The 19,972-nt window shown below is 56.8% G+C and carries 20 protein-coding genes; 13 read left to right on the top strand and 7 right to left on the bottom strand.

Going from position 1 to position 19,972, the window contains the following annotated elements; all coding sequences use genetic code 11:
• Window positions 1–214: 214 nt before the first annotated feature.
• Both CQ018_RS06370 and CQ018_RS06365 read right to left on the bottom strand, forming a co-directional pair.
• The gene (locus CQ018_RS06370; protein WP_105549140.1) at window positions 215–1,312 is read right to left on the bottom strand and encodes a zinc-binding dehydrogenase; all 1,098 of its coding nucleotides are present in this window, start codon (window positions 1,310–1,312) and stop codon (window positions 215–217) included.
• Window positions 1,313–1,317: 5 nt separating this feature from the next.
• Window positions 1,318–2,814 carry an aldehyde dehydrogenase gene (locus CQ018_RS06365; protein ID WP_105549139.1) on the bottom strand — a complete coding sequence of 499 codons (1,497 nt, stop codon included), beginning with the start codon at window positions 2,812–2,814 and terminating at the stop codon, window positions 1,318–1,320.
• A gap of 91 nt (window positions 2,815–2,905) precedes the next feature.
• Here CQ018_RS06365 and CQ018_RS06360 point away from each other — a divergent pair, with 91 nt between their 5' ends.
• The 11 genes from CQ018_RS06360 to CQ018_RS06310 all read left to right on the top strand — a co-directional run bounded on the left by CQ018_RS06360 (window position 2,906) and on the right by CQ018_RS06310 (window position 13,048).
• The gene (locus tag CQ018_RS06360) at window positions 2,906–3,802 is read left to right on the top strand and encodes a LysR family transcriptional regulator (RefSeq protein WP_105549138.1); all 897 of its coding nucleotides are present in this window, start codon (window positions 2,906–2,908) and stop codon (window positions 3,800–3,802) included.
• Between the two features lie 157 nt (window positions 3,803–3,959).
• Entirely contained in the window at window positions 3,960–4,937 is a 978-nt protein-coding gene (locus tag CQ018_RS06355) for an ABC transporter substrate-binding protein (RefSeq protein WP_105549137.1), read from the top strand.
• On the top strand, window positions 4,934–5,764 hold the full coding sequence (locus CQ018_RS06350) for an ABC transporter permease (protein WP_105549136.1): 831 nt from the start codon (window positions 4,934–4,936) through the stop codon (window positions 5,762–5,764). Before CQ018_RS06355 ends, CQ018_RS06350 begins: the two co-directional genes overlap by 4 nt.
• A 1-nt stretch (window position 5,765) precedes the next feature.
• Window positions 5,766–6,542: an ABC transporter permease gene (locus tag CQ018_RS06345; protein WP_105549135.1), complete on the top strand. Its 777-nt coding sequence runs from the start codon at window positions 5,766–5,768 to the stop codon at window positions 6,540–6,542.
• Window positions 6,539–7,339 (top strand): ABC transporter ATP-binding protein, encoded by an 801-nt coding sequence (locus CQ018_RS06340; protein ID WP_374954179.1) that lies wholly within the window; start codon window positions 6,539–6,541, stop codon window positions 7,337–7,339. Before CQ018_RS06345 ends, CQ018_RS06340 begins: the two co-directional genes overlap by 4 nt.
• 273 nt (window positions 7,340–7,612) lie before the next feature.
• Window positions 7,613–8,548 (top strand): phosphate/phosphite/phosphonate ABC transporter substrate-binding protein, encoded by a 936-nt coding sequence (phnD, locus tag CQ018_RS06335; RefSeq protein ID WP_105549134.1) that lies wholly within the window; start codon window positions 7,613–7,615, stop codon window positions 8,546–8,548.
• Window positions 8,545–9,372: a phosphonate ABC transporter ATP-binding protein gene (phnC, locus tag CQ018_RS06330; protein WP_258142417.1), complete on the top strand. Its 828-nt coding sequence runs from the start codon at window positions 8,545–8,547 to the stop codon at window positions 9,370–9,372. The genes phnD and phnC overlap by 4 nt, the downstream gene beginning before the upstream one ends.
• A complete protein-coding gene (gene phnE, locus CQ018_RS06325) occupies window positions 9,359–10,213 on the top strand; it encodes a phosphonate ABC transporter, permease protein PhnE (protein ID WP_105549133.1) in 855 nt (284 codons plus the stop codon). The genes phnC and phnE overlap by 14 nt, the downstream gene beginning before the upstream one ends.
• Window positions 10,213–10,986 (top strand): tyrosine-protein phosphatase, encoded by a 774-nt coding sequence (locus tag CQ018_RS06320; RefSeq protein WP_105549132.1) that lies wholly within the window; start codon window positions 10,213–10,215, stop codon window positions 10,984–10,986. The genes phnE and CQ018_RS06320 overlap by 1 nt, the downstream gene beginning before the upstream one ends.
• Window positions 10,987–10,991: 5 nt before the next feature.
• A complete protein-coding gene (locus CQ018_RS06315; RefSeq protein ID WP_181149764.1) occupies window positions 10,992–11,618 on the top strand; it encodes a TetR-like C-terminal domain-containing protein in 627 nt (208 codons plus the stop codon).
• A gap of 173 nt (window positions 11,619–11,791) precedes the next feature.
• Window positions 11,792–13,048: a hypothetical protein gene (locus CQ018_RS06310; protein WP_105549130.1), complete on the top strand. Its 1,257-nt coding sequence runs from the start codon at window positions 11,792–11,794 to the stop codon at window positions 13,046–13,048.
• A 105-nt stretch (window positions 13,049–13,153) separates the two neighbouring features.
• Here CQ018_RS06310 and CQ018_RS06305 read toward each other — a convergent pair whose 3' ends face one another.
• The 3 genes from CQ018_RS06305 to CQ018_RS06295 all read right to left on the bottom strand — a co-directional run bounded on the left by CQ018_RS06305 (window position 13,154) and on the right by CQ018_RS06295 (window position 16,433).
• Window positions 13,154–14,410 (bottom strand): acyl-CoA dehydrogenase family protein, encoded by a 1,257-nt coding sequence (locus tag CQ018_RS06305; protein ID WP_105549129.1) that lies wholly within the window; start codon window positions 14,408–14,410, stop codon window positions 13,154–13,156.
• Between the two features lie 79 nt (window positions 14,411–14,489).
• On the bottom strand, window positions 14,490–15,725 hold the full coding sequence (locus tag CQ018_RS06300) for an acyl-CoA dehydrogenase family protein (protein ID WP_105549128.1): 1,236 nt from the start codon (window positions 15,723–15,725) through the stop codon (window positions 14,490–14,492).
• A gap of 264 nt (window positions 15,726–15,989) precedes the next feature.
• Window positions 15,990–16,433, bottom strand: a complete 444-nt coding sequence (locus tag CQ018_RS06295) for a MarR family winged helix-turn-helix transcriptional regulator (protein WP_105549127.1) — start codon at window positions 16,431–16,433, stop codon at window positions 15,990–15,992.
• A 160-nt stretch (window positions 16,434–16,593) separates the two neighbouring features.
• Here CQ018_RS06295 and CQ018_RS06290 point away from each other — a divergent pair, with 160 nt between their 5' ends.
• Together CQ018_RS06290 and CQ018_RS06285 are read left to right on the top strand one after the other, a co-directional pair.
• A complete protein-coding gene (locus tag CQ018_RS06290; protein ID WP_105549126.1) occupies window positions 16,594–17,787 on the top strand; it encodes an MFS transporter in 1,194 nt (397 codons plus the stop codon).
• Window positions 17,788–17,843: 56 nt separating this feature from the next.
• Window positions 17,844–18,683 carry an aldo/keto reductase gene (locus CQ018_RS06285; RefSeq protein WP_105549125.1) on the top strand — a complete coding sequence of 280 codons (840 nt, stop codon included), beginning with the start codon at window positions 17,844–17,846 and terminating at the stop codon, window positions 18,681–18,683.
• A gap of 153 nt (window positions 18,684–18,836) precedes the next feature.
• On the opposite strand, the gene CQ018_RS06280 is transcribed toward CQ018_RS06285, so the two are convergent.
• Together CQ018_RS06280 and CQ018_RS06275 are read right to left on the bottom strand one after the other, a co-directional pair.
• Window positions 18,837–19,475, bottom strand: a complete 639-nt coding sequence (locus CQ018_RS06280; protein ID WP_105549124.1) for an SRPBCC domain-containing protein — start codon at window positions 19,473–19,475, stop codon at window positions 18,837–18,839.
• A 2-nt stretch (window positions 19,476–19,477) separates the two neighbouring features.
• Window positions 19,478–19,849 carry a helix-turn-helix transcriptional regulator gene (locus CQ018_RS06275; protein WP_105549123.1) on the bottom strand — a complete coding sequence of 124 codons (372 nt, stop codon included), beginning with the start codon at window positions 19,847–19,849 and terminating at the stop codon, window positions 19,478–19,480.
• Between the last annotated feature and the right edge of the window lie 123 nt (window positions 19,850–19,972).

The following is a 19,972-nucleotide window of genomic DNA, read 5'->3' as shown; positions in this document are numbered from 1 at the left end:
TCGTAAAACTGTTTTTATCAACCTTGTTCATCGGTTTTACTTATGCATGGTTTTTGCGGCACCCTCCTGCCCTGCCTAGCGTGCCCAAATGCGCAATGCAGAGCGCACACGCGGGGTGTCTCGTCTCAAGACAACGGGACACCCCGCATGATCTACAACTCGGAGCGCAGTTCACTAAAACTGGCCGAGTCCGTATTACTCGGGCAGGACTTCCCTAGTTGTACTCAACAACAGCACGCACTACGTCACCGCGTCCCAATTCCGCGTAGCCTTCCTTGATCTCATCAAGCCGATATCGGTGGCTGATGAGTTCATCCAGCTTGAACTTTCCTTGACGGTAGAGATTTAAGATGGTCGGGATATCGCGTCGCAGAGATGCAGAACCCATGACAGTGCCACGTACGGTGATGTCGTTCATGACCAAATAATTCACCGGAAGTTCCAAACGGAACTTTTCCGGATCTCCCAAGGCCGCCAGCACTAGTCGACCACCCTGTTCCAATTCGGCCAGCGCAGCACTCGCAATTGCGGCTACCGGCACCGTAATAATGGCAACCGTTGCTTTGCGGCCGCCCGTAGCTTCTTGGATGAATGCGCTCGCCTCTGCCAACGAGGTGAAAGCCGCATCCGCTCCAAAATCGTTGGCTAGGTCCAATTTCTGCTCCGAGAGATCCACCGCGACAACGGTAGCCGCGCCGGCAACGCGAGCGCCTTGAAGCGCGTTGGTGCCGACGCCGCCCATCCCGATCACGATTACGTGGTCTCCGGGCTTTACCTGTCCGGCATGTACTGCTGCCCCGTAACCAGTGGGAATTGCGCATCCCAGCAGCGCAGCAACGGCCATAGGTATGTCCTTAGGAATCACCACACAGGAAGTTGCCGGAACGATTGAGTGTTCTGCGAACGTGCCAATGAGGCTCTGAGCATTCAGCGGAACGCCATTTTCGTGGAATCTAGGAGCGGCGTCACCGGCTTGCACCTTGGCGATCTCAACACATAGGTTTGCTTTTCCATCGACGCAAAAACGGCATAGGCCACAGCTTGGCCTAAAGGTAAACGCTAAGTGGTCCCCCGGCTCAATTCCTTGAACGCCTTCCCCCACCGCAACCGCGATGCCAGCGCCTTCGTGGCCGCCAACCAGCGGAAGGCGTGCCGGAAGTTCACCATGACGAATATGTTCGTCGGTATGGCATAGACCCGCAGCACCCATACGGACAAGAACTTCTCCGGGACGAATCTCGTCGTGGAGTTCAATTTCTCGAACGTCCCATTCTCCACCAATTTCATCGAGTACTGCTGCCTTGAATTTCATCTGCTTTAGTCCAATCCGATCCAGGTTGCTTTTACTTCCGTGTAAGCTTCTAACGCTTCTTCGCCCATCTCGCGGCCCCAGCCTGAGGACCGTAAGCCTCCCCAGGGTGCTGCCGGGTCTAGCCCCGAAACAGTATTTACTCGTACAGCACCAGCCGAAATACGCTGCGCCATTCGATGTCCACGCCCGAGGTTTTCCGTCCAGACCGAAGCGGAGAGACCATATTCAGAATCGTTGACTCGAGCCAAGACTTCTTCTTCATCGGAGTACGTCATCACCGGCATGACGGGACCAAAGATTTCTTCGCGTGCCACGTCCATCGATTCTTCGACACCGGTAAGTAGCGTCGGGGCATAAAAGCTTCCCGCGGCCAAGGAACCACCCAAGCGTCCGCCCCCGACCACCGCTTGTGCACCAGCATCAAGAGCGCCGGCAACCAGGGAATCAACGCGATTCAAGTGTTCCTCGGAGTTCAACGGACCCATTTGTGTTCCAGCGGCTAGGCCCGGACCAATCTTCAGCCCGCCAAGTATTGCCGCAGAACGCTCCACGAATTCCTCATAACGCGATTCGTGGACATAGAAACGAGATAGTGCTCCACAAACCTGTCCGGAGTTATTCGTTACGTTTGCAATGTTTTTGGGAACTGACTTTTCCAGATCGGCGTCCTGGCACACTATGGAGGCCGCTTTTCCGCCGAGTTCCAACGAGACGCGTTTGAGGTTACCTGCCGCGCCCCGGACAATTGAGCGACCTACGGCCGTTGAGCCGGTGAAGGAGACTTTGTCGATTCCAGGATGTTCGACCATCAGGCGTCCGGTCGATCCTCCGCCGGTGACTACGTTAACAACGCCACGGGGGAAACCTGCATCCTCCATAATTTCCATCAAACGCAACGTTGTCAGGGAGGTTTGTTCGGCTGGCTTGAGCACTACCGTGTTGCCCGTTGCCAACGCCGGGGCAAGCTTCCATGCAGCAATGAGCAATGGGAAATTCCAGGGGGTGATCAACCCGCATACACCGACTGGAATACGTTGGGTGTACAGCATGGCATCCGCGCGGGATACCGAAGGAACACGCCCGTCGAGCTTAGTAGTCCATCCCGCGTAATAACGGAAATGAGCTGCCGCTCCCGCTGCAGACATATTGGCAGCAATCCCGACCGGCTGTCCTTGATCTAGTGATTCCAGGCGAGCTAGTTCGTCACGATGGAAATCAATGAGATCTGCCAACCGCCAGAGCAATTCACCACGTTGATTGGGCAGCATCCCACCCCATGCGGGAGATTCTAAAGCGGTTCGTGCCGCATCAACTGCCGCATCAATTTCGGCAGCATTCGCTTCAGCAAGATCTGCAATGCGCTCTCCCGTTGCCGGGTTGATCGCGGTAAAAACGGCACCTGAAGCCGATTCCACCCACTGACCACCGATGTGATGGCGGTTCAGCCCGCCGATGTTTGCACGTTGCTGGGACTTGGCGCCCAGCTCCTCCAACAGATCCATTAGGAACTCCTCGTTCGGTATGGATCGAGCGTTTCAATTCTTGAGCCATAGTTCAAATACTAAAAAATGCTGACATGTATAGTTTTTGAGTATGGATACACGATTACTCCGCTATTTTCTGGCAATCGTCGAGGAAGGTTCAATCTCGAGGGCGGCCGCTCGTCTGCATATGACGCAGCCTCCACTGAGTGCCGCCTTGGGGCAGCTAGAAAAGGATCTCGGAGTCACCCTGCTCACCCGCACCGCGCGTGGAGTCGTTCCCACACCAGCTGGCCACGCTTTAACCAAGCATTCTCACGAGATCCTCGCTTCCATGGAGGATGTTCGAGAACGCTTGCGACACATCCACGAAGGTGGGGTTGGAGATCTCCGGCTCGCCGTAGTATCCCCATTCCTCTGGGGGCGCTTGCCGGAATTATTGCGCAGGTTCGTCGCGGTGGCGCCCGATGTCGACGTCTCAGTCAGTTCACCGGCCCCACTCGATGTGCTCGACGCGGTTCGGTCAGGAAAAGCTGATTTAGGGGTCCTCTCGGTGACCGAAACTGCGGAACTGCGCGAACGCTACGGACACGAGTTGCACGTGGCTAGGGCGGGCTCGTTTCCACTCATCGCTGCCTTGCCGCCCAGCTACGCCGGCGCGGCAGATCCCTTCGACCTAGCCGAACTGGACGGAGCCACGTGGATCATGGCCAGATCCACGTTGGGTGTTGCAAGTTTGCCCGAAATCATTCGCGATGCGTGGCGGGATAACCGCATTCGACCTCAACGTGAACGCACTGTTGAGTCGGTTCCCACGGCAATGCCCCTGATCGCGGCGGAACTTGGTGTCACCCTTGTACCAGAGCCCGTTCGCACAATGCCCGGCCCCGGGGTTGTACTGCGATCTCTCATGCAGGATTTACCAGTATTGGAATCCGCTATCGTATGGAGTCGCCGCGAAGAGCCCAGCGCAGTCATGCGCCGCTTCCTGTCCATGGCTGTCGGATAATCGGTCCACACGGAAGCCATTGGTTAAACCTATGAGGTAGGCAAGAAAAACATTCTTGTCGTATGACAGGAGAGCTGGAATGGTTTGGTTAGCCACATCACAACAACTTAACGGCGATGACCGCAACATTGCCGCCATGTCCTGAGGAGGACCCTCCATGAAACGTCGCCTTTTCCTCGGAGCCCTTGCTGCCATGCCGCTCCTAGCAGCTTGCGGCGGAGAATCATCCAAACCAGCAGCTGGAGCTAACGGTTCGGTAGGCACCGGAGGTTCAGGACTTTTGACCGTCGGAATGATTCCTGTTGCCCACTTCGCGCCGCTCTATATCGCTCAAGATCACGGTTTCTTCAAAGCCGAGGGGTTGGAAGTGAAGACGCAAGTAATCCAAAATGCCGCTTCTATTGTTCCTTCGGTCATCAATGGCCAGCTGTCATTCGGCACCTCGGCCGGAACACCCTTCATCAACGGTGTTTCCAAGAAGCTACCAATCTTGGCCGTCGCCCCGGCTGGTGCCAACCCAGCGACCCCGGCTGAGGACACCATTGGTGTTCTTGTTAAGCAAGACGGACCAAAATCATTGGCCGACTTATCTGGACAGACACTTGCAGTGAATGCCCAAGGTTCCCAGCCACATATTGCCCTGAGCAAGATTTTGAAGGAAGCCGGCGTTGATCCCGCCTCCGTACAGATCGTGGCAATGCCCATGGCTGATGCACTTGCAGCCCTCAATCAGGGCCGTGTCGGGGCAGTTGCAGTTGCTGAGCCATTTGTAACCATGGGAATTAGCCAAGGCGCACGTCTCCTCTCACCCCTATATTCGTTGGCGTTCAAGAACACCGGTGCAGAGTCGGTCTACTTTGCTTCAAAACAATTCATCGCGTCGAATCGTGCCGAAGTAGATGCTTTTAGTCGAGCTCTCATTAAGGCGAATCAGCTGGCAAACCAGGACCGTTCAGTCCTAGTTGACGTATTGGTTACCAAGTTGGATATGGACAGTGACTTGGCCAAAAAGATGGTCGTTCCAACATTCGCCACCGAACTGAAGCCGGAAACCCTCATGGAGATTTCCGATGTCATGGTTGAAACTGGTTTCTTGACTGAGTCAATCCCTGCCGAGAATTTGGTTCTCTCATGAGTGCAAGTGCTTTCGGATTCTCGTTAGGCAAGGCTGTTTCAAGTCAACGTCGTCGAGCTCGATTCGCCGAGAGTATGTGGGGCCTTGGCACAGTAGTTTTTGTCCTGTTGCTCTGGGAGATCCTCTCGCGCACGGGGATGCTGCCTACAATCGCGTTCCCTTCGGCTAGCGATGTTCTTCTGCGTTTGGTCTCTTTACTCGCAAGTGCCACATTCTGGACAGCGGTTGGAAATACGCTCTCAGCGGCCGCTATCGGTCTAGTCATCGTTCTGGTGATCGGTTTGCCATTTGGCATGGCAATTGGACGTAGTCGATGGGTCGAACGTTCCACGCTTCTCACCTTCGAATTTCTCAAACCAATCCCACCGGTAGCGTTACTCCCATTGGTTCTGCTCTTTTGGGGACCGTCACTAACTATGAAGGTTTTCCTTGTAACGATGGGGGCCCTGTGGCCATTCATGGTTCAGGTAGTTTATGGCGCCCGTGAATTGGATAGCACTCAATTGGATCTCGCCCGCTCGTACCGTTTGAGTCGTTGGCGTACCATCCGGCAGATCTTTCTACCCACGCTCTTACCGTTCGGGATGACGGGCATGCGAGTCGCCGCGAGTATCGCGGTCATCGTCGCCGTAGTTGCCGAATTGATTGGTGGAGCCACCGGCATGGGTCAAGAAATCGCTATGGCACAAAACTCGGCAGATTTGCCCACCATGTACGCATATATTTTCGCCACGGGTCTGCTTGGTTTGGCCATCAACGGAGTTTTCAATCTCATCAGTAAACCATTGCTGTTCTGGCACCCCTCGCAGCGCACAAAGGAGCACTAGAATGCGTACCCTGTTCAAAGACATGGGCCTCTTGCTGTGGTTACCCATAACGATTTTGCTTGCGTGGTGGTTTGGTTCAGCAAATTCCACCAGCATTTACTTCCCGCCGCTAGAACTAATTCTCGAAACTTTCGCACGCGATTGGTTGGGACCGCGTTTTGTCACCGATGCCCTCCCAAGCATCGGAAAATTCCTAGTAGGATTCGGCATCGCAGCCGCGGGCGGGGTCTTCCTGGGGATGCTGATCGGTCTGTCGCGACGGCTCAATGCTGCCTTAGACCCTCTCATCCAGTTCCTCAGAGCAATCCCGCCGCCTGCAATCCTGCCCATCGCACTACTCCTCTTTGGCATTGGCGCTTCAATGAACATAGCGGTCATCGCGTTAGGGGCAATCTGGCCAGCACTTTTAAACACCATCGATGGCGTTCGGGCCTTAGACCTGCAGGTCATTGATATGACCAAGTCATACCGTTTGTCACCAGCCAAGAGAATCTTCAAGGTTCTATTGCCTGCGGCTTCACCACAGATATTTGCAGGTTTGCGAGTAACTCTTCAGATGTCAATCATTCTCATCGTGGTCTCCGAGATGTTCGCTTCAACCTCTGGCATCGGTTTTTACGTGTTGAACTCGCAGCAGCTTTTCGCCGTCCCTGAAACATGGGCCGGGACTATCGTGCTTGGGCTACTTGGCTATGTTGCCACACTTGTTTTCGTCCTTATTGAACGCCGTGTTTTGGCTTGGCACCGCGGCATGTACAACTCCCTCGAGAAAGCGTGATCCCCTTGAGCACCTCAACAATCTCCACCGAGACCATCATGGCCGTCGAGGGCCTACGCAAGAGCTACGGCGAAGCGCAAATCCTCGATGGCATCGATTTTACTGTCAATAAGGGTGAATTCGTCTGCATCGTTGGCCCCTCGGGTTCAGGTAAAACTACGTTGCTTCGATGCATCGCGGGGCTGCAAGCTCCTACCGAAGGCAAAACGATGTTCGAGGGAGTAGAAGTTACAGAGCCACCGGCCAAACTAGCTGTTGTCTTCCAAGACTATTCCAGATCACTGCTGCCGTGGATGACAGTACAAGAGAATGTGATGCTCCCTATTGAGGGCCGCTTCCCCAAAGAAGAGCTAGCCGAGCGTGTCAAAAAGGCCTTAGTCTCGGTCGGCTTGGCAGGAAAGGGCAAGCTTTATCCGTGGCAAATGTCCGGTGGCATGCAACAGCGAGCCGCTATCGCGCGCGGACTGGCTTACAACCCTGATGTTCTGCTCATGGACGAGCCTTTTGCAGCAGTTGATGCCCAGACTCGTGTTGAGCTTGAAGATCTAGTGCTTCGACTGCGCGACGAATACAACACAACAGTTCTATTTGTTACCCACGACATCGATGAAGCCGTGTACCTAGCCGATCGAGTTCTGGTGCTTTCGGGAGCACCCACTTCAGTGACCGAGAACATCGAAACATTACTACCAAATCCACGGAACCAGATTGAGACCAAACGTCTTGAGCGTTACAGCGAGGTACGTGCTCGCGTCATGGGACTTATCCAGGCGGCTAAGTCCCACGCCTCGATCTAATAGTGGATTATGGTCCTGGTTCTTGACCCAAGCCCAAAGCACCAGACAAATCGTTAAAGCAACGCAATAAACCATCTTTTGCCATAGCTCCCCGGTGCAGAACCGCATCGGGGAGCTATTTCGTTTTCCGCGATTACGCCGAGTTCAGCTCCACCAACGCCGAATGTTCATCTGCGCGCCATTTAGAGTCCGTCAGTCTCGAAATTACTTGTCACCTTGAGCCGTCATGGTTGGAGACAAGAAGATGACTCGCAGATTTGAAAAGGACACGGCATGAAAACTCCACCAACCGCAGCCCGTCGCCATTCCGCCCGACGCCACCACACCAAACGAATCATGACTGTTGCCGGAATCGTCGGCATTGGAACCATGGTCATAGCCGGATGCTCCGCCGCCGAGGCCCCCGCAAAGGCAGCGAGCAATACCGAAAAGTTGGTCTTCGCGATGCCGCCATCCCCGGAAGACGCGGATATCAATGAAGCGGCAACCGAGATGAAAAACATCATCGCCACCGCCACCGGGCTGCAGGTAGATCAGGAAATGCCCGCCGACTACCTCGGCGTGGTCGAGGCCCTGCGCCAGGGACACGTCGATGTCGCATTCATGAGCCCCTTCTCCACGGCGCTGGCCGTCAAAAACGGTTCTGTTGATCCGCTAGTGGTGTGGGAGGCCGACGCCACCAAGCCGGCATCATTCTGCTACGCCCGCCCGGATTCTGGCATCAAGAACCTTGAACACGTGCGCGGCAAGCAGGTTGCATTCGTTGACCCGGGGTCTGCCACCGGCTACTTCATGCCTTCCTCAATGTTCACCGAGGCCGGCATGGTCGCCGGCACCGACTACAAGTCGACCTTCGCCGGCGGCCACGATACCGCCATGCTTGCCTTGGTCAACGGTTCGGTCGATGTCGCATGTTCCTCGATCGCCGATCGACTGATCACCGCGGGCACCTTTGAGGCCGACGACGTGGTGCAAATTGCCGCCACCGCTCCACTTCCGGTGGGCGTGGGCATCGTGGTTTCCACGGACATGGACCCCGCGGTACGCGCCAAACTCTCCGAGGCCATGCCCCAGCAAATGACCGGCAATGAAAAACTCAAGGATATGGCTCTGGGTGGTACCTATACCCTGGATCCGGGCATTGAGGTCTACCAGCCACTGCTCGACGTCGCGGCAAACGTTGGAGTAGATCTGGAGGACATGCGGTGAGCCGGCCCGATACTCCTTTGGTCTCCACCCAGCAAACATCTTCCGGCGGACTACTGAGCCTGGAACCAGCAGTACTTGCGGCCAAGGAACTCACCGTCACCTATGAAAACGGCTTCACCGCGCTCACAGGCTTCACCCTTGATGTACGTCCGGGTGAGATCGTCTCGCTGCTGGGCCACTCCGGCAGCGGCAAATCAACCTTCATGAAGGCCGTCACCGGCATGGCCCCGGCCACCGCCACCCAACTGTCCGTGGCCGGAACCGAGGTCATTGGCGCGCACGGTGCGCAATTACGCGCGGTACGTTCCGATATTGGCTACGTCTTCCAACACTTCAACCTGGTACCCCGGCTCAGCGCGCTGACTAACGTGCTCACCGGAGGGCTACACGCGGCGGGCCCCCTGAATCGGCTCGGACTCTTCCCACGCGCCCAACGCGTGCGTGCCTTAGAACTTTTGGATCGGGTGGGGCTTGCCGATCAGGCGAATAACCGTGCCGATTCGCTCTCCGGCGGGCAACAGCAGCGCGTGGCTATCGCCCGGGCGCTGATGCAGGATCCCAAGATCATCCTGGCCGACGAGCCCGTGGCTTCCCTCGACCCACGTTTGGCCGGTTCGGTGCTCTCGCTGATGCGCCAGATTGCCCACGAAGACGGCATTCCGGTAGTGGTCAGCCTGCACGTTGTGGAACTAGCCCGACGCTACACCGATCGTTTTGTGGCGCTCGACGCCGGTACCGCAACCCATCGTGGATCCATCACCGAGCTCACTGATGACATGGTTTCAAGCATCTACGGAGAGGACCCGATCAATGTCCGCGCATAAACCAGAAGGCAGCACGCTGACCCGCGAATCGGCCGCACCCTCATCCATCGATGAACGAGACCGGCTACGGCTTTCCCGTCCGTTCCAGGCCCCCGGAGCCGGAGGGGTCCTCGGGATTATTATCGCCGCCGCGGCGGTGCTCTGGTCAATGAGCGGGGCCGGGTTCAGCTTCACCAAGCTGTTAGACGGGATCCCGAAGATGGGCGACTATCTGGTGCGCATGTGGCCGCCGAACTTCGAGAAAATCGGGGTCATTATCGACCTACTGGTCGAAACGTTGCAGATGGCGATCGTCGGCACGCTAATCGGTGCGCTGCTCTCGCTGGTTATCGCGTTCGGTGCCGCCTCCAATATCGCCCCGCGTTGGCTCTACGGTTCGACGCGCGCCTTCCTCAATGTCTTACGCTCCATCCCGGAGCTGGTCTTCGCGCTGATGTTCGTCTCCGCCGTGGGACTGGGACCGTTCGCCGGCATCCTGGCGATCGTGCTGGGTTCCATCGGCTCGATCGGCAAGATGTACGCCGAATCTATGGAATCGGTGAACCCCGCTCCCCTGCTGGCCCTTGAATCCACCGGCGCCAACCGCCGCCAGGTCATCACCTACGGGGTGCTGCCACAGGCCTCGCCGTTGTTGGTCAGCTACACGCTGATGCTTTTCGAGGGCAATGTGCGCGGCGCCTCGGTCCTCGGCTTGGTCGGAGCCGGTGGCATCGGCCTGGAACTAACTAATGCCATGCGTCTATACGACTACGGGCATATGTTTGCCATCATCATCTCCATCGTGGTTCTTGTGACAATCATCGACCGCGCCAGTGCCTTGATCAGAAAGAAGCTTTCCTAATGAACTCCCCGGTTTATCTTGAAGAGGCTACCCGCACTCCCCTAGCAAACCTGCGCGATCTATCCGGAGTGCCACTTGCTCGGGGCAGCATAATCCCCGGCATGCTCTGGCGTAGCGACGATATCTCGCTGAGCCCAGAAACGCAGGTTCGTTCGCTAGCTCAAGCCGGGCTGAGCACCATCATTGACCTGCGTTCGGCCGATGAACTGAAGAAATCAGTCTCGCCTTTCCTTTCCGCACTGGGAATCGAACACAGACACGTGCCCGTCCTGAGCGATGTCTCCGATCCCGAATCTCTAGGTGATTCCTTGGCTAACATTGATTCCGCTCAGGCCGTGGGTACCTGGTACGCGCAAACATTCAGCAACAGAGCCGGCACCTTTGTCACAGCCTTAGACATCATTGCCAATTCCACGGGTGCAACGCTGTTCCACTGTGCCGCAGGCAAGGACCGCACCGGAATGCTGGCGGCAGCAATATTCACGGTGTTGGGAGCATCGCGTGACGACATCGTCGCCGACTATGCGCACACCGATACAAATATTGCAGCGGTGATGGGACGCTTAGCCGTTGCGGCGAAGGCCTCCGAAAACGAAAATAACCACCAGGTATTTGAGCCGGATCATCCGCTGCTTCGGGCTCAGGCTCCAACCATGGAGTCAATGATCGATGCTCTCGAGCCAGCCGGCGGCATACGTGAGATTCTGCGTGAGGCGGGTTTGGGCCAGGAGCTTGAGGTACGTTTGCGCAACAAGCTAGTGGTGGGTGGCTGACCCCTTTGCCCGGAACAGATTCGGCTCCCCCGGTCCCGCATACGGCAAAGCGTGGGCCGGGGCGTCCGCGCGCCACGGATATTGAGCGTCGGGTGCTGCAAGCCTCCCGCGAATTGATCAGCGAGAGTGCCAACGCGGGCGAGTATACGCTGAACCAATTGGTGGAGCGCAGCGGCGTTAGTCGAGCGGCAATTTATCGTCGGTGGGACTCGCTTCGGACGCTTAATGTTGCGGCGCTGGATATTGATCGAGTTCCACTGCCCCAACCTGCTGCCGATACCCTGCGCGAGACCCTTTTACAGGGATATGCCCAAGGAGTTACGGCAATTGATGACAGTGCAATGGCGATGATCACCAAGCGGCTCATTATGGGCTTGCGTGATCCGGCTCTGCAGCGCTCCTATTGGGAACGCCATGTGCGGCGCAGGCGTCAGGACTTCACCGAACTTTTGCTCCGGGCGCAGCAAGACGGTCAGATCAGGAAAGATATCGATGTTGAGATAGCCCTCGATTTGATCAATGGCCTTGGCTACTACCAAGGAGTGGTGCGCGGTGAATGGGGAACCAAAGCCGCGCAAGCAAGGGTAGCTGCGGGAATCGAATTGGTCTGGGATGCGATCGCGGTGAAGTAGCTAGTGTGTCGTGTTCTCGTGTCACAGGGAGTACCTTCACCGTATGGTCTTGAGCACGCCCGGGAGCAGATCGGCCCATCCACTAGATTTCTAGGAATCAAATAGGGCGTGGCCTTGATAATCTGGTGGGAATCCCGCCGAGTTTTCGGTACCTCAAATGATTGCGAGCGGCAATGTCCAAGAAAAATAAGTCGGTAGCCAAGAAGGCCAAGCAGGGGCACCCTGCGCGCTCCGCCAAGGCAGCAAAAATCATTAGTATCGACGAATTTCGGGCGCGTAACAGCGGCGATGAAATACTGACCAGCTTCGCCAAATGGATTCGCAGCAATTCCTCGCTCAATGCCATGGGTGACCCGGTACCGGCACTTCAAAAATTCCTCACCGTGTACTCGGAAAGCGGCGCCGTTGACCACACCGCTTCCTTGTTCCCGTCATCGCTGGTCGCCGCGCTGAGCCGCATGCAAGAGGAATGCAGCACTGCCGACTTCGAATTTATCCTCCATGTTGTGCTGGGGTACGCGCTCTTCCTCAGCGCCACCGAGCGTTGGAACGCCAGCGAAGAACAATTCGATGCTGTCCAGGAAGTCATCATGGACTTTGTTGATGAGGCCGCGGATGACGAATTTGACGACCGTGTCTTGGTGGTTCCGGCGCTCGATCAAAACACCACCTACCGGACGCTGAGCCAGCTCGCTCTGGCTCGACGTGTGATCGCATTCATGCAGTGGTTTGGTGCTAAACGCGATGTCACGTCCAAGGGCGTGCTGACTCGCAAGGACATTGAGGGCGCCGCAGCAGCATTGGATGTTTCGGCCATCGGGGTGGCCTCCAATGCCACCCCGCCCGGTGTTGAGCCAGAGGGACCGTTGCGAGTGTCCAGCGCGGTCGATGTTCAGCGATTGGATCTGTATTGGGAAGCCTTGGCTGCGCTGGGAGTCATTGAGTTAAGTGCTACGAAGGCCATCCTGCACGATCCTCGTGTCGGGCTCGAAGGCACCGAATACGAAGTCATGTCCATAGCTTTGCTCAGGGATCTTGCATTAGTTATCTACACTCGCTTCTGCAACCTAGGCCAACCGTTGGATGAAGAGTTTGATGAGCTAGACGACGAAGAGGAGTTCGATGACTCCGGAACCGGAGAGCTCATTGGTGCTCTGCTGCTCGAGGCCGCGTATGAGGATGGCTACCCGGTCGAAGACCTCCGCATGGTTACCCAGACGCTTGCCGGAGACGATCAGCTTGAGATCATGGCGGCCGAGGCGGCATTCGAGATCATGGCCGCTGAAGGTTTGATCGATATCGGTGAGAACTACGCTATCCCACCGGTTTTCAAAAAGACGATCGCTTTCTTGCTTGCCGAGCCCGCGGAATGCGAGATCGAGTACGAAGATCCCGCCGATGAAGACATCGAATACGCGGGCGCTCACTAATACGCGCAGCCGCTGAAATTCATCCAGGTACCCGCGGTGTTAGTCGCCAAAGCGCCTAGAACCGCGGGTATCTGTATTCCTATTTCAAGGCCCTAAGACACGGAACTATTTACTGTCCGAGGCACCAATCGCCCAGACACGCGGCAAATGGCGGCCATGGACAGCATGCTCACCGATCAATCGAGCCTTGAACACCCACGGATTGTGGTTTCCCGCGGTGCGCGCATTACGCCAATGCCGATCAAGATTTTTGGCCGTGCTGGTTGCCGATGCCGCCAAGGCGTCAAAGGCCCTTGAGAGTGCATTGGTCACCAGTGGAGTCAGCACCACCTGGCCTTGGGCCGAGGCCAACTCCGCGGCGTCATTTGCTGCTAGATCCTCTTCCGTGGTGTGCTTCCCCGTATACAACCCCACGGCCGTGTTGTAGGCGGACTCTAAGGCTTCCGCGGTTGCCCTGACCGTTGCCTGTGCGGCAAACGCGGAGGCGGAGACTTCACCAATAATCTGAAGCAATTGTGGGTCTTCATTGGCCGCACTGGCTGCGCCATGGCTAAAGGTCCGTTTGCGTGATTTCAGTTCTGCGGCAAAATCGTTGGCCGCGGCCTGTGCGCTTCCGGCCAGCACCACCAGCAGTACCACCTGGTAGAAGGCTGTTTGGTAGCGGAACCGGGTGTCAAAATCGATGAGGTGAGCCTCATGCACCGTTGCACCGCTAAACGTGGTGGTCCCGGTTCCCGTGGTTCGCTGCCCAAACCCATCCCAATCATCTTGCAGTACGACTTCTGGTTGTTTGGCATTAACAACTGCAATGACCCGTGCGCCGGTGTCGGTTCGTTGGGCATAGGTGTCAATCCAGTGCGCAAAGATGCTACCGGTTGAGTAGTATTTTTCTCCCGTGACACGAAATCCTCCGTGAGAATCGGGGCTCACTCTGGTATTCACCTCACCGAGGGCCACGGTGCCGATCTCGGTCCACGCATTGCCCACCAATTCTCCGGCAGCAAGACGCTCAAACCATATGCTTTGCTGATCATCCGCAACGGCCACGAGGCGATCTTCAACGAAGGCAAAGTGTCCGCGCAGCGCCTGAGCAATATTGGTGTCAGCAGTTGCCAGTTCGGTGAGCAGCTCAAAGAACTCGGGCAGGTTTAGCCCGGCACCGCCATGGCTACCGGGGACTCGTAGTGCGCCAAATCCCGCGGCCGCAAGCTCATTGATCTCGGCGTACGCAAGCGTCTGGGTTGCATCGCGTTCCGCGGCACCGGCAACAATGCGGGCAAAGATTGGTGCGAATTTCGTGCGCAGTGCCGCAAGGTAAGCGACCCGGTTTTGGGTGGTTTTTTCTATCGTTGTGGTGCTCATGAAGCGCTCCAATCTCAGGATTCGCTACACCAGGAGGTGCACTTCCGATGTAGCTGTAGCGAATGTGGGGGGTGGAGCTTTAGGTGTACAGCGAAAGTGGTGCGTTGGTTCCGTGCAGGAAGTACTTGCCGACCTCGATCTTTTTGTAATCGACCGGATCATGCAGCGAGTGTGTACGCACGTTGCGCCAGAACAGGTCAAGGCCCACATCGTTCTTGGTGGAGCTAGAACCGGTAACCTCAAAGATTCTGTTTGCTACCTCTAACCCAACTTCGGTTGCTACAACCTTGAGCTCGGCAATTTCAACTGCGAAGGCTCCGCGCTGCTGCGCATTTAGTTCCCCTGCCTTGCCGACTACCGTGTTGAAGCGGCGGTTCAGCTTTTCGGCAAGTGCACCAACTGCCGCGGTGCGGGCCTTCAATTCGCCAAGGGCACGCTGGAAAATTGGATCGTGGGAGTAGGTTGGCGCCTCGGAGAGAAACCAGGAATTCTTGCGTTCTAGCAGGATTTCGCGTCCCTTGGCCAAGGCGCCTTCGGCAATACCGAGGTAGAAGTTGCCGAAGGCAAGCTGCAGGCCCGGGGTCAGTAGCGTAACGATGGGCTCGGCGGTGACCTCACCAAGAATATCTTCGGGTGCTACTTGTACCTCGCTGTACTTCACCGATCCTGAGGCCGAGAGCCGCTGACCTAGGAAGTCCCAGTCGCCAAGTAGCTCAAGTCCTGCGCGGGAGCGTTCAAGGACGAAGGCGAGTACCTTTCCATCGTTTTCACCGCCGGTGACTGCCGCGTTGATGACGATGACATCGCCCACCGAGGATCCCGTGGAGAAGCGCTTGAGTCCGTTCAGTACATAGCCATCACCCGTGGCAACGAACGAGAGATCCGGGTCAACCGGGTTCACCGAATCTCCCCACAGCCAGCCTTCGGCGGCACTACGGACAAACCATTCACGCTGATTCTCCGGAGTTGCGTAGTACGCGATGCTTGCTTGGTTTGTGTAGTGGTAGGCAAGTAGCTGTGCAATCGAACCATCAACCGAGGCAATAATGCGCACTGCTTCAAATGAGGATTCCCAGTGGCCACCTGCGCCACCGAATTCGGCGGGAATCAGTAGGTTCAGCAACCCGGATTCACGAAGCAGGGCCACCTCGTTGAAGGGCTCTTGGTTTGCTTTGTCGCGTTCCAAGGCGTCGCTGGCAAGGGCTTCGGCAACGGTACGAGCCACCGATTTCCAATGCTCAAGTTCTTGTTCATCGGGATGCCCACTCCATGGGGTGCGGGGAAGTGTCTGGGTTTCAAGGGTCGTTGCGCTCATTGTTACTGGGCTCCTGTCGGTGGTTCACATCGAATCAATGAGTTGACTCTAGGAACTTTCAGGGGCGTCGCGCATCCGTTGCTTCACCGTGCGAAGTACCTCGTCATGGTTCGTCACCATTGCCGGTTTATCACCGTCAGGGATCACCAATTTCAGCCCTAGGGCGTCATCTATTGGTCGTTTTTATACACATAACGTCATGAATGCACCGCGCACTGGTCATTTGAGCGGACCGACAGACGGAAAATGAACTACGGGCGCCATTTAGGCGTTGGCCGGTGCCACCGCGGTGACTAGATCCTTGAGTTCGGGAACCTTTGCAGCATTTTCCAAGGCTTCTTGGAGCACCGCATCGTGAGTTGGATGTGCCTCGTTGAGGAGCTTTTCTCCGGCAGCCGTGAGCTCGGTATAAATTCCGCGCCTGTCATCCACGCACAGGATGCGGGTGAGCAGCGCACGATCCTCAAGTCTGGTTACCAGGCGTGTGGTGGCCGAGGAGGAAAGCGCCGCGGCGCGCGCCAGCTGGGCCATGCGCATGTGCCATCCGTCCTGCCTGCCTAGTGCATCAAGAACCGTGAACTCAACAACGGAGAGGCCATGTTCTCTCTGGAGCGCGCGTTCAAGATCTCCCTCAATGAGGTTGTGCAGCGCAGCGAGCGTACGCCAACCTTGTGCGCGAACTTGCACCGCGTCATCCCTGATCCCCATGAGTGATACTCCTCCTATTTTTGACATCTCAAGCATAACACCTTGCGCTGATATAGCGCGTGTGCAATCATTGCGTCAGCAAGTAATTGCACACGCAATGAATTGTTGAGCGTCCTCAAGGCGCCCACTATTCCCTCTCATCTCACGTCAAAGGTTCACCATGCCCATAGCTCTCTACGCCCTCGCCCTGGGCGGCTTCGGAATCGGGCTCACTGAATTTGTCATCATGGGCCTACTGCCCGAAATTGCCGCAGATTTCGGCGTTTCCGAAACCGTTGCCGGCTACCTCATTTCAGGTTATGCACTAGCAGTGGCCCTCGGCGCCATCATCCTCACCGCACTCCTTAGTCGGCTGGACCGCAAAAAATCGCTGCTCTTCCTGATGCTGCTATTCATCCTCGGAAACCTGCTCAGTGCCACCGGACCCAGCTATGAATTAGTGATGCTCGGACGCATTATTGCTGCGCTGTGCCACGGAGCCTTCTTCGGAATTGGCTCTGTAGTCGCAGCGGATCTGGTCTCGGCGAACAAGCGTGCAGGTGCCATTGCCTTCATGTTTGCCGGACTAACCATCGCCAACGTACTCGGCGTCCCCTTTGGCACATTACTTGGTCAGGCTGCCGGGTGGCGCTCAACCTTCTGGGCTATCACCGGCATCGGCATCATTGCCTTCTTCGGCATCAAGCTGCTGGTTCCGGGTAATCTTGCCCGCTCGGCGAGCAGCGGTGTTTTCGCAGAATTCAACATCTTCCGGAATCCTCAGGTCTGGCTCTCCATGGTCGTGACAATTCTGGGCTACGGAGGCATGTTTGGTGCCTTCACCTACATTGCTTTCACACTCACCGGAGTCAGCGGTTTTGCGGCAAGTTCCGTTCCTTGGCTACTTGTACTCTTCGGGATTGGACTCTTTGTTGGCAATATCCTCGGGGGTCGCGCTGCCGATCGTAATCTAGCGGCCACACTGATCATCGTTCTTGGTGCCTTGGTCATAGTCTTGGTTACCTTCGCATGGACCGCTGGCAACCAAATCGCCACCATTATTGCGTTGTTCCTGATGGGCGGCATTGGTTTCGCGTCCGTCCCCGGGCTGCAGATGCGCATCATGAACCACGCTAGCCATGCGCCAACACTTGCCTCGGGCGCCAATATTGCCGCCTTCAACCTAGGCAACGCGCTCGGAGCGTGGGTAGGCGGACTGACCATCGCCGCAGGCTTTGGCTATACCTCACCGTTGTGGGCTGGTGCGGGGATCACGGTTGCAGGTCTCGCTGTCTTGCTTATCGCCACGCGCGCGCCGGGCGGCGAATACGCAAAATCAAAGGTTTCCGACCCTGTTCCGGCCACCATCGGGTAAATCCTATACCCAAACTTCACCCGTCTCCGATCCGTCTCTATTCAAGGAATCTGTTCATGAAAAGCACAACAAATAACATCCCAAACATCACCCTCAACGATGGAAACACCATGCCGCAACTGGGCTTTGGCGTCTTTCAAGTCCCGGGTGAGCAGACAACCAATGCCGTGGCCTCGGCCTTGGAAGCCGGGTACCGCAGCATAGACACGGCCTCTATCTACGGCAACGAATCAGGTGTAGGCCGGGCGCTTACAGAATCTGCTCTCAAGCGCACCGAACTCTTTGTCACAACCAAACTCTGGCTTGGCGACTTAGGGAAAAACTCGACCCGCACTGCAATGCACTCAAGCCTTGAAAAACTGGGTTTGGATCATGTAGATCTCTACTTGATCCACTGGCCGGGCACCGATACCGCGGCCTACCTCGAATCCTGGCAAACGTTAGAAGAGCTACGGGCCGAGGGACTCACCCGGTCCATCGGGGTCTCCAATTTCCTGCCCGGACAGCTCCAACACGTGGTTGAGCTAGGTGGCACGGTTCCGGCCGTCAACCAGATAGAGCTGCACCCCTTCCTGCAAAATCGCGAGACAGCTGCTGCGAACCGCGCCAATGGTATCGTCACAGAGGCTTGGAGCCCGCTGGCCCAGGGTGCCGTGCTCAACGATCCAGCGGTAGCGGCGGCCGCCGCGACTCATGGGGTCAGTGCCGCACAGGTGGTACTGCGCTGGCACCTACAGCGCGGCAATGTGGTGATCCCCAAGTCGGTCACTCGCTCACGGATTGCCGCGAACTTGGATGTATTCGGTTTTGAGTTGACGAATCCCGAGATTGCAACTCTCGATGCGCTGGATCGCGATGGACGCACCGGCCCGTTCCCGGGAACCTTCAACGGCTAGCTCTCGGCACGGCGATTTTTGATTCCGCTTCCGCGCGATCGCCAATCGAGACACGCTTTTTACATGCCCTAGAGCGCGTCAGGCTCGCGACCTCTGGGAGACATCGTGTACCGCGGCGTCCTGAGTACGATGGTGACCACCGGTACGCAACCGCTAGGAAGCGGCAGGGTCCGAGGTTCCGGGCGCAAACTGGGCCAGGGATATGGCCAATGCCTCGGCGAGTTGTTCGGGCGTGGCAGTGCCCGATTCCCGCACCGTCTCGGCCCAGACCCGAACCGAGCGTTCGGAAAAGGCCAGCGCTTCGGGTGAAAGCGCTGCGGCCGCAGGATCCTCGGACACGATGCCGTCCACAAACAATCCCAGGGCCAAGAACATCCCGTCCCAGCCCGGACCTACCCACAGTGCCCCGGCACCGCTTTGCGCCATGGCCAGCGGAACCGTGTGCTCCAACTCTAGGGATGTTGTCCCGGATGCTCCGGCGGTCAGGCGTAGCTCGACGAGGCTTGAGTCTCCCCCGAAAGTGACCTTGAGCCGGGACGGTGGCAAGCATTCCAGAATTCGGCCGCCGGCATTGCCCTCCAGTTGGAAGGTACCGCCTTCCCGGAGTTCTCCGCTGATTGGAAGGAACCAGCGCGGGATGCGTTCGGGATTAGTCAATGCATCCCATAAGTCTTCCGGATCTGACTTGTACCTGCGGCGCGCCAGCACCGACACTGTTTCACTGCCGTCTTCCATGCTCCGGAAGGAAACCGACCGGTCGATGGCTCCGATCTGATGTGCGATGTCGATCATTGCTACTCCTTAAGAGAGGTCGTTGGGTCATTGATAGCTAAAGCGACCAGTCGCCGTTTTCGTTTTCCACGGGCAATTTCGGTTTCCAGCGCGTCCAATGGCTGGTCCCAGAAGTGCCTGAAGTCCGCGAGCCACGCATCGATGTCGCGTAGCGGCCCGGAAGCAACTGCGTATAGCCGTCGGGTTCCCGCTGCCCTGACGGAGGCGAACCCACTGTCTCGCAACACCCGCAGGTGTTGGGAAACAGCCGGTTGCGAGATTCCGAACTCTTCCCGGATGGATCCGGTAATGGCCCCGGAACTCAGTTCACCGTCGGCCAGTAGCTCGAGGATGCGGCGTCGCGTCGGGTCGCTGAGGACTTCAAATGCATGCACAAGGACATACTACAACTTTGACTTATATAAGCAAGAGCTTATTTATGAATTCCTTGCATGGATTCAGTCGCCCGGCGTTAGATTTCGGGTCACCACTGGCACAAAAAATCCACTCGCACGCGC

The sequence above is a fragment of the Arthrobacter sp. MYb227 genome (assembly GCF_002975435.1).
GTDB lineage: Bacteria > Actinomycetota > Actinomycetes > Actinomycetales > Micrococcaceae > Paeniglutamicibacter.
Note: the sequence above shows the minus strand (reverse complement) of the source record. Positions and strands in the feature narration are given on the sequence as shown.

Bases quoted from the DNA above. Each gene is read 5' to 3' on its own strand.
- CQ018_RS06370 (WP_105549140.1), bottom strand. From the start codon at position 1,312: ATGAAATTCAAGGCAGCAGTACTCGATGAAATTGGTGGAGAATGGGAC.
- CQ018_RS06310 (WP_105549130.1), top strand. From the start codon at position 11,792: ATGTCCAAGAAAAATAAGTCGGTAGCCAAGAAGGCCAAGCAGGGGCAC.
- CQ018_RS06280 (WP_105549124.1), bottom strand. From the start codon at position 19,475: ATGATCGACATCGCACATCAGATCGGAGCCATCGACCGGTCGGTTTCC.
- CQ018_RS06365 (WP_105549139.1), bottom strand. From the start codon at position 2,814: ATGGATCTGTTGGAGGAGCTGGGCGCCAAGTCCCAGCAACGTGCAAAC.
- CQ018_RS06320 (WP_105549132.1), top strand. From the start codon at position 10,213: ATGAACTCCCCGGTTTATCTTGAAGAGGCTACCCGCACTCCCCTAGCA.
- CQ018_RS06360 (WP_105549138.1), top strand. From the start codon at position 2,906: ATGGATACACGATTACTCCGCTATTTTCTGGCAATCGTCGAGGAAGGT.
- CQ018_RS06290 (WP_105549126.1), top strand. From the start codon at position 16,594: ATGCCCATAGCTCTCTACGCCCTCGCCCTGGGCGGCTTCGGAATCGGG.
- CQ018_RS06285 (WP_105549125.1), top strand. From the start codon at position 17,844: ATGAAAAGCACAACAAATAACATCCCAAACATCACCCTCAACGATGGA.
- CQ018_RS06350 (WP_105549136.1), top strand. From the start codon at position 4,934: ATGAGTGCAAGTGCTTTCGGATTCTCGTTAGGCAAGGCTGTTTCAAGT.
- CQ018_RS06295 (WP_105549127.1), bottom strand. From the start codon at position 16,433: ATGGGGATCAGGGATGACGCGGTGCAAGTTCGCGCACAAGGTTGGCGT.
- phnD (WP_105549134.1), top strand. From the start codon at position 7,613: ATGAAAACTCCACCAACCGCAGCCCGTCGCCATTCCGCCCGACGCCAC.
- CQ018_RS06300 (WP_105549128.1), bottom strand. From the start codon at position 15,725: ATGAGCGCAACGACCCTTGAAACCCAGACACTTCCCCGCACCCCATGG.
- CQ018_RS06305 (WP_105549129.1), bottom strand. From the start codon at position 14,410: ATGAGCACCACAACGATAGAAAAAACCACCCAAAACCGGGTCGCTTAC.
- phnE (WP_105549133.1), top strand. From the start codon at position 9,359: ATGTCCGCGCATAAACCAGAAGGCAGCACGCTGACCCGCGAATCGGCC.
- CQ018_RS06355 (WP_105549137.1), top strand. From the start codon at position 3,960: ATGAAACGTCGCCTTTTCCTCGGAGCCCTTGCTGCCATGCCGCTCCTA.
- CQ018_RS06345 (WP_105549135.1), top strand. From the start codon at position 5,766: ATGCGTACCCTGTTCAAAGACATGGGCCTCTTGCTGTGGTTACCCATA.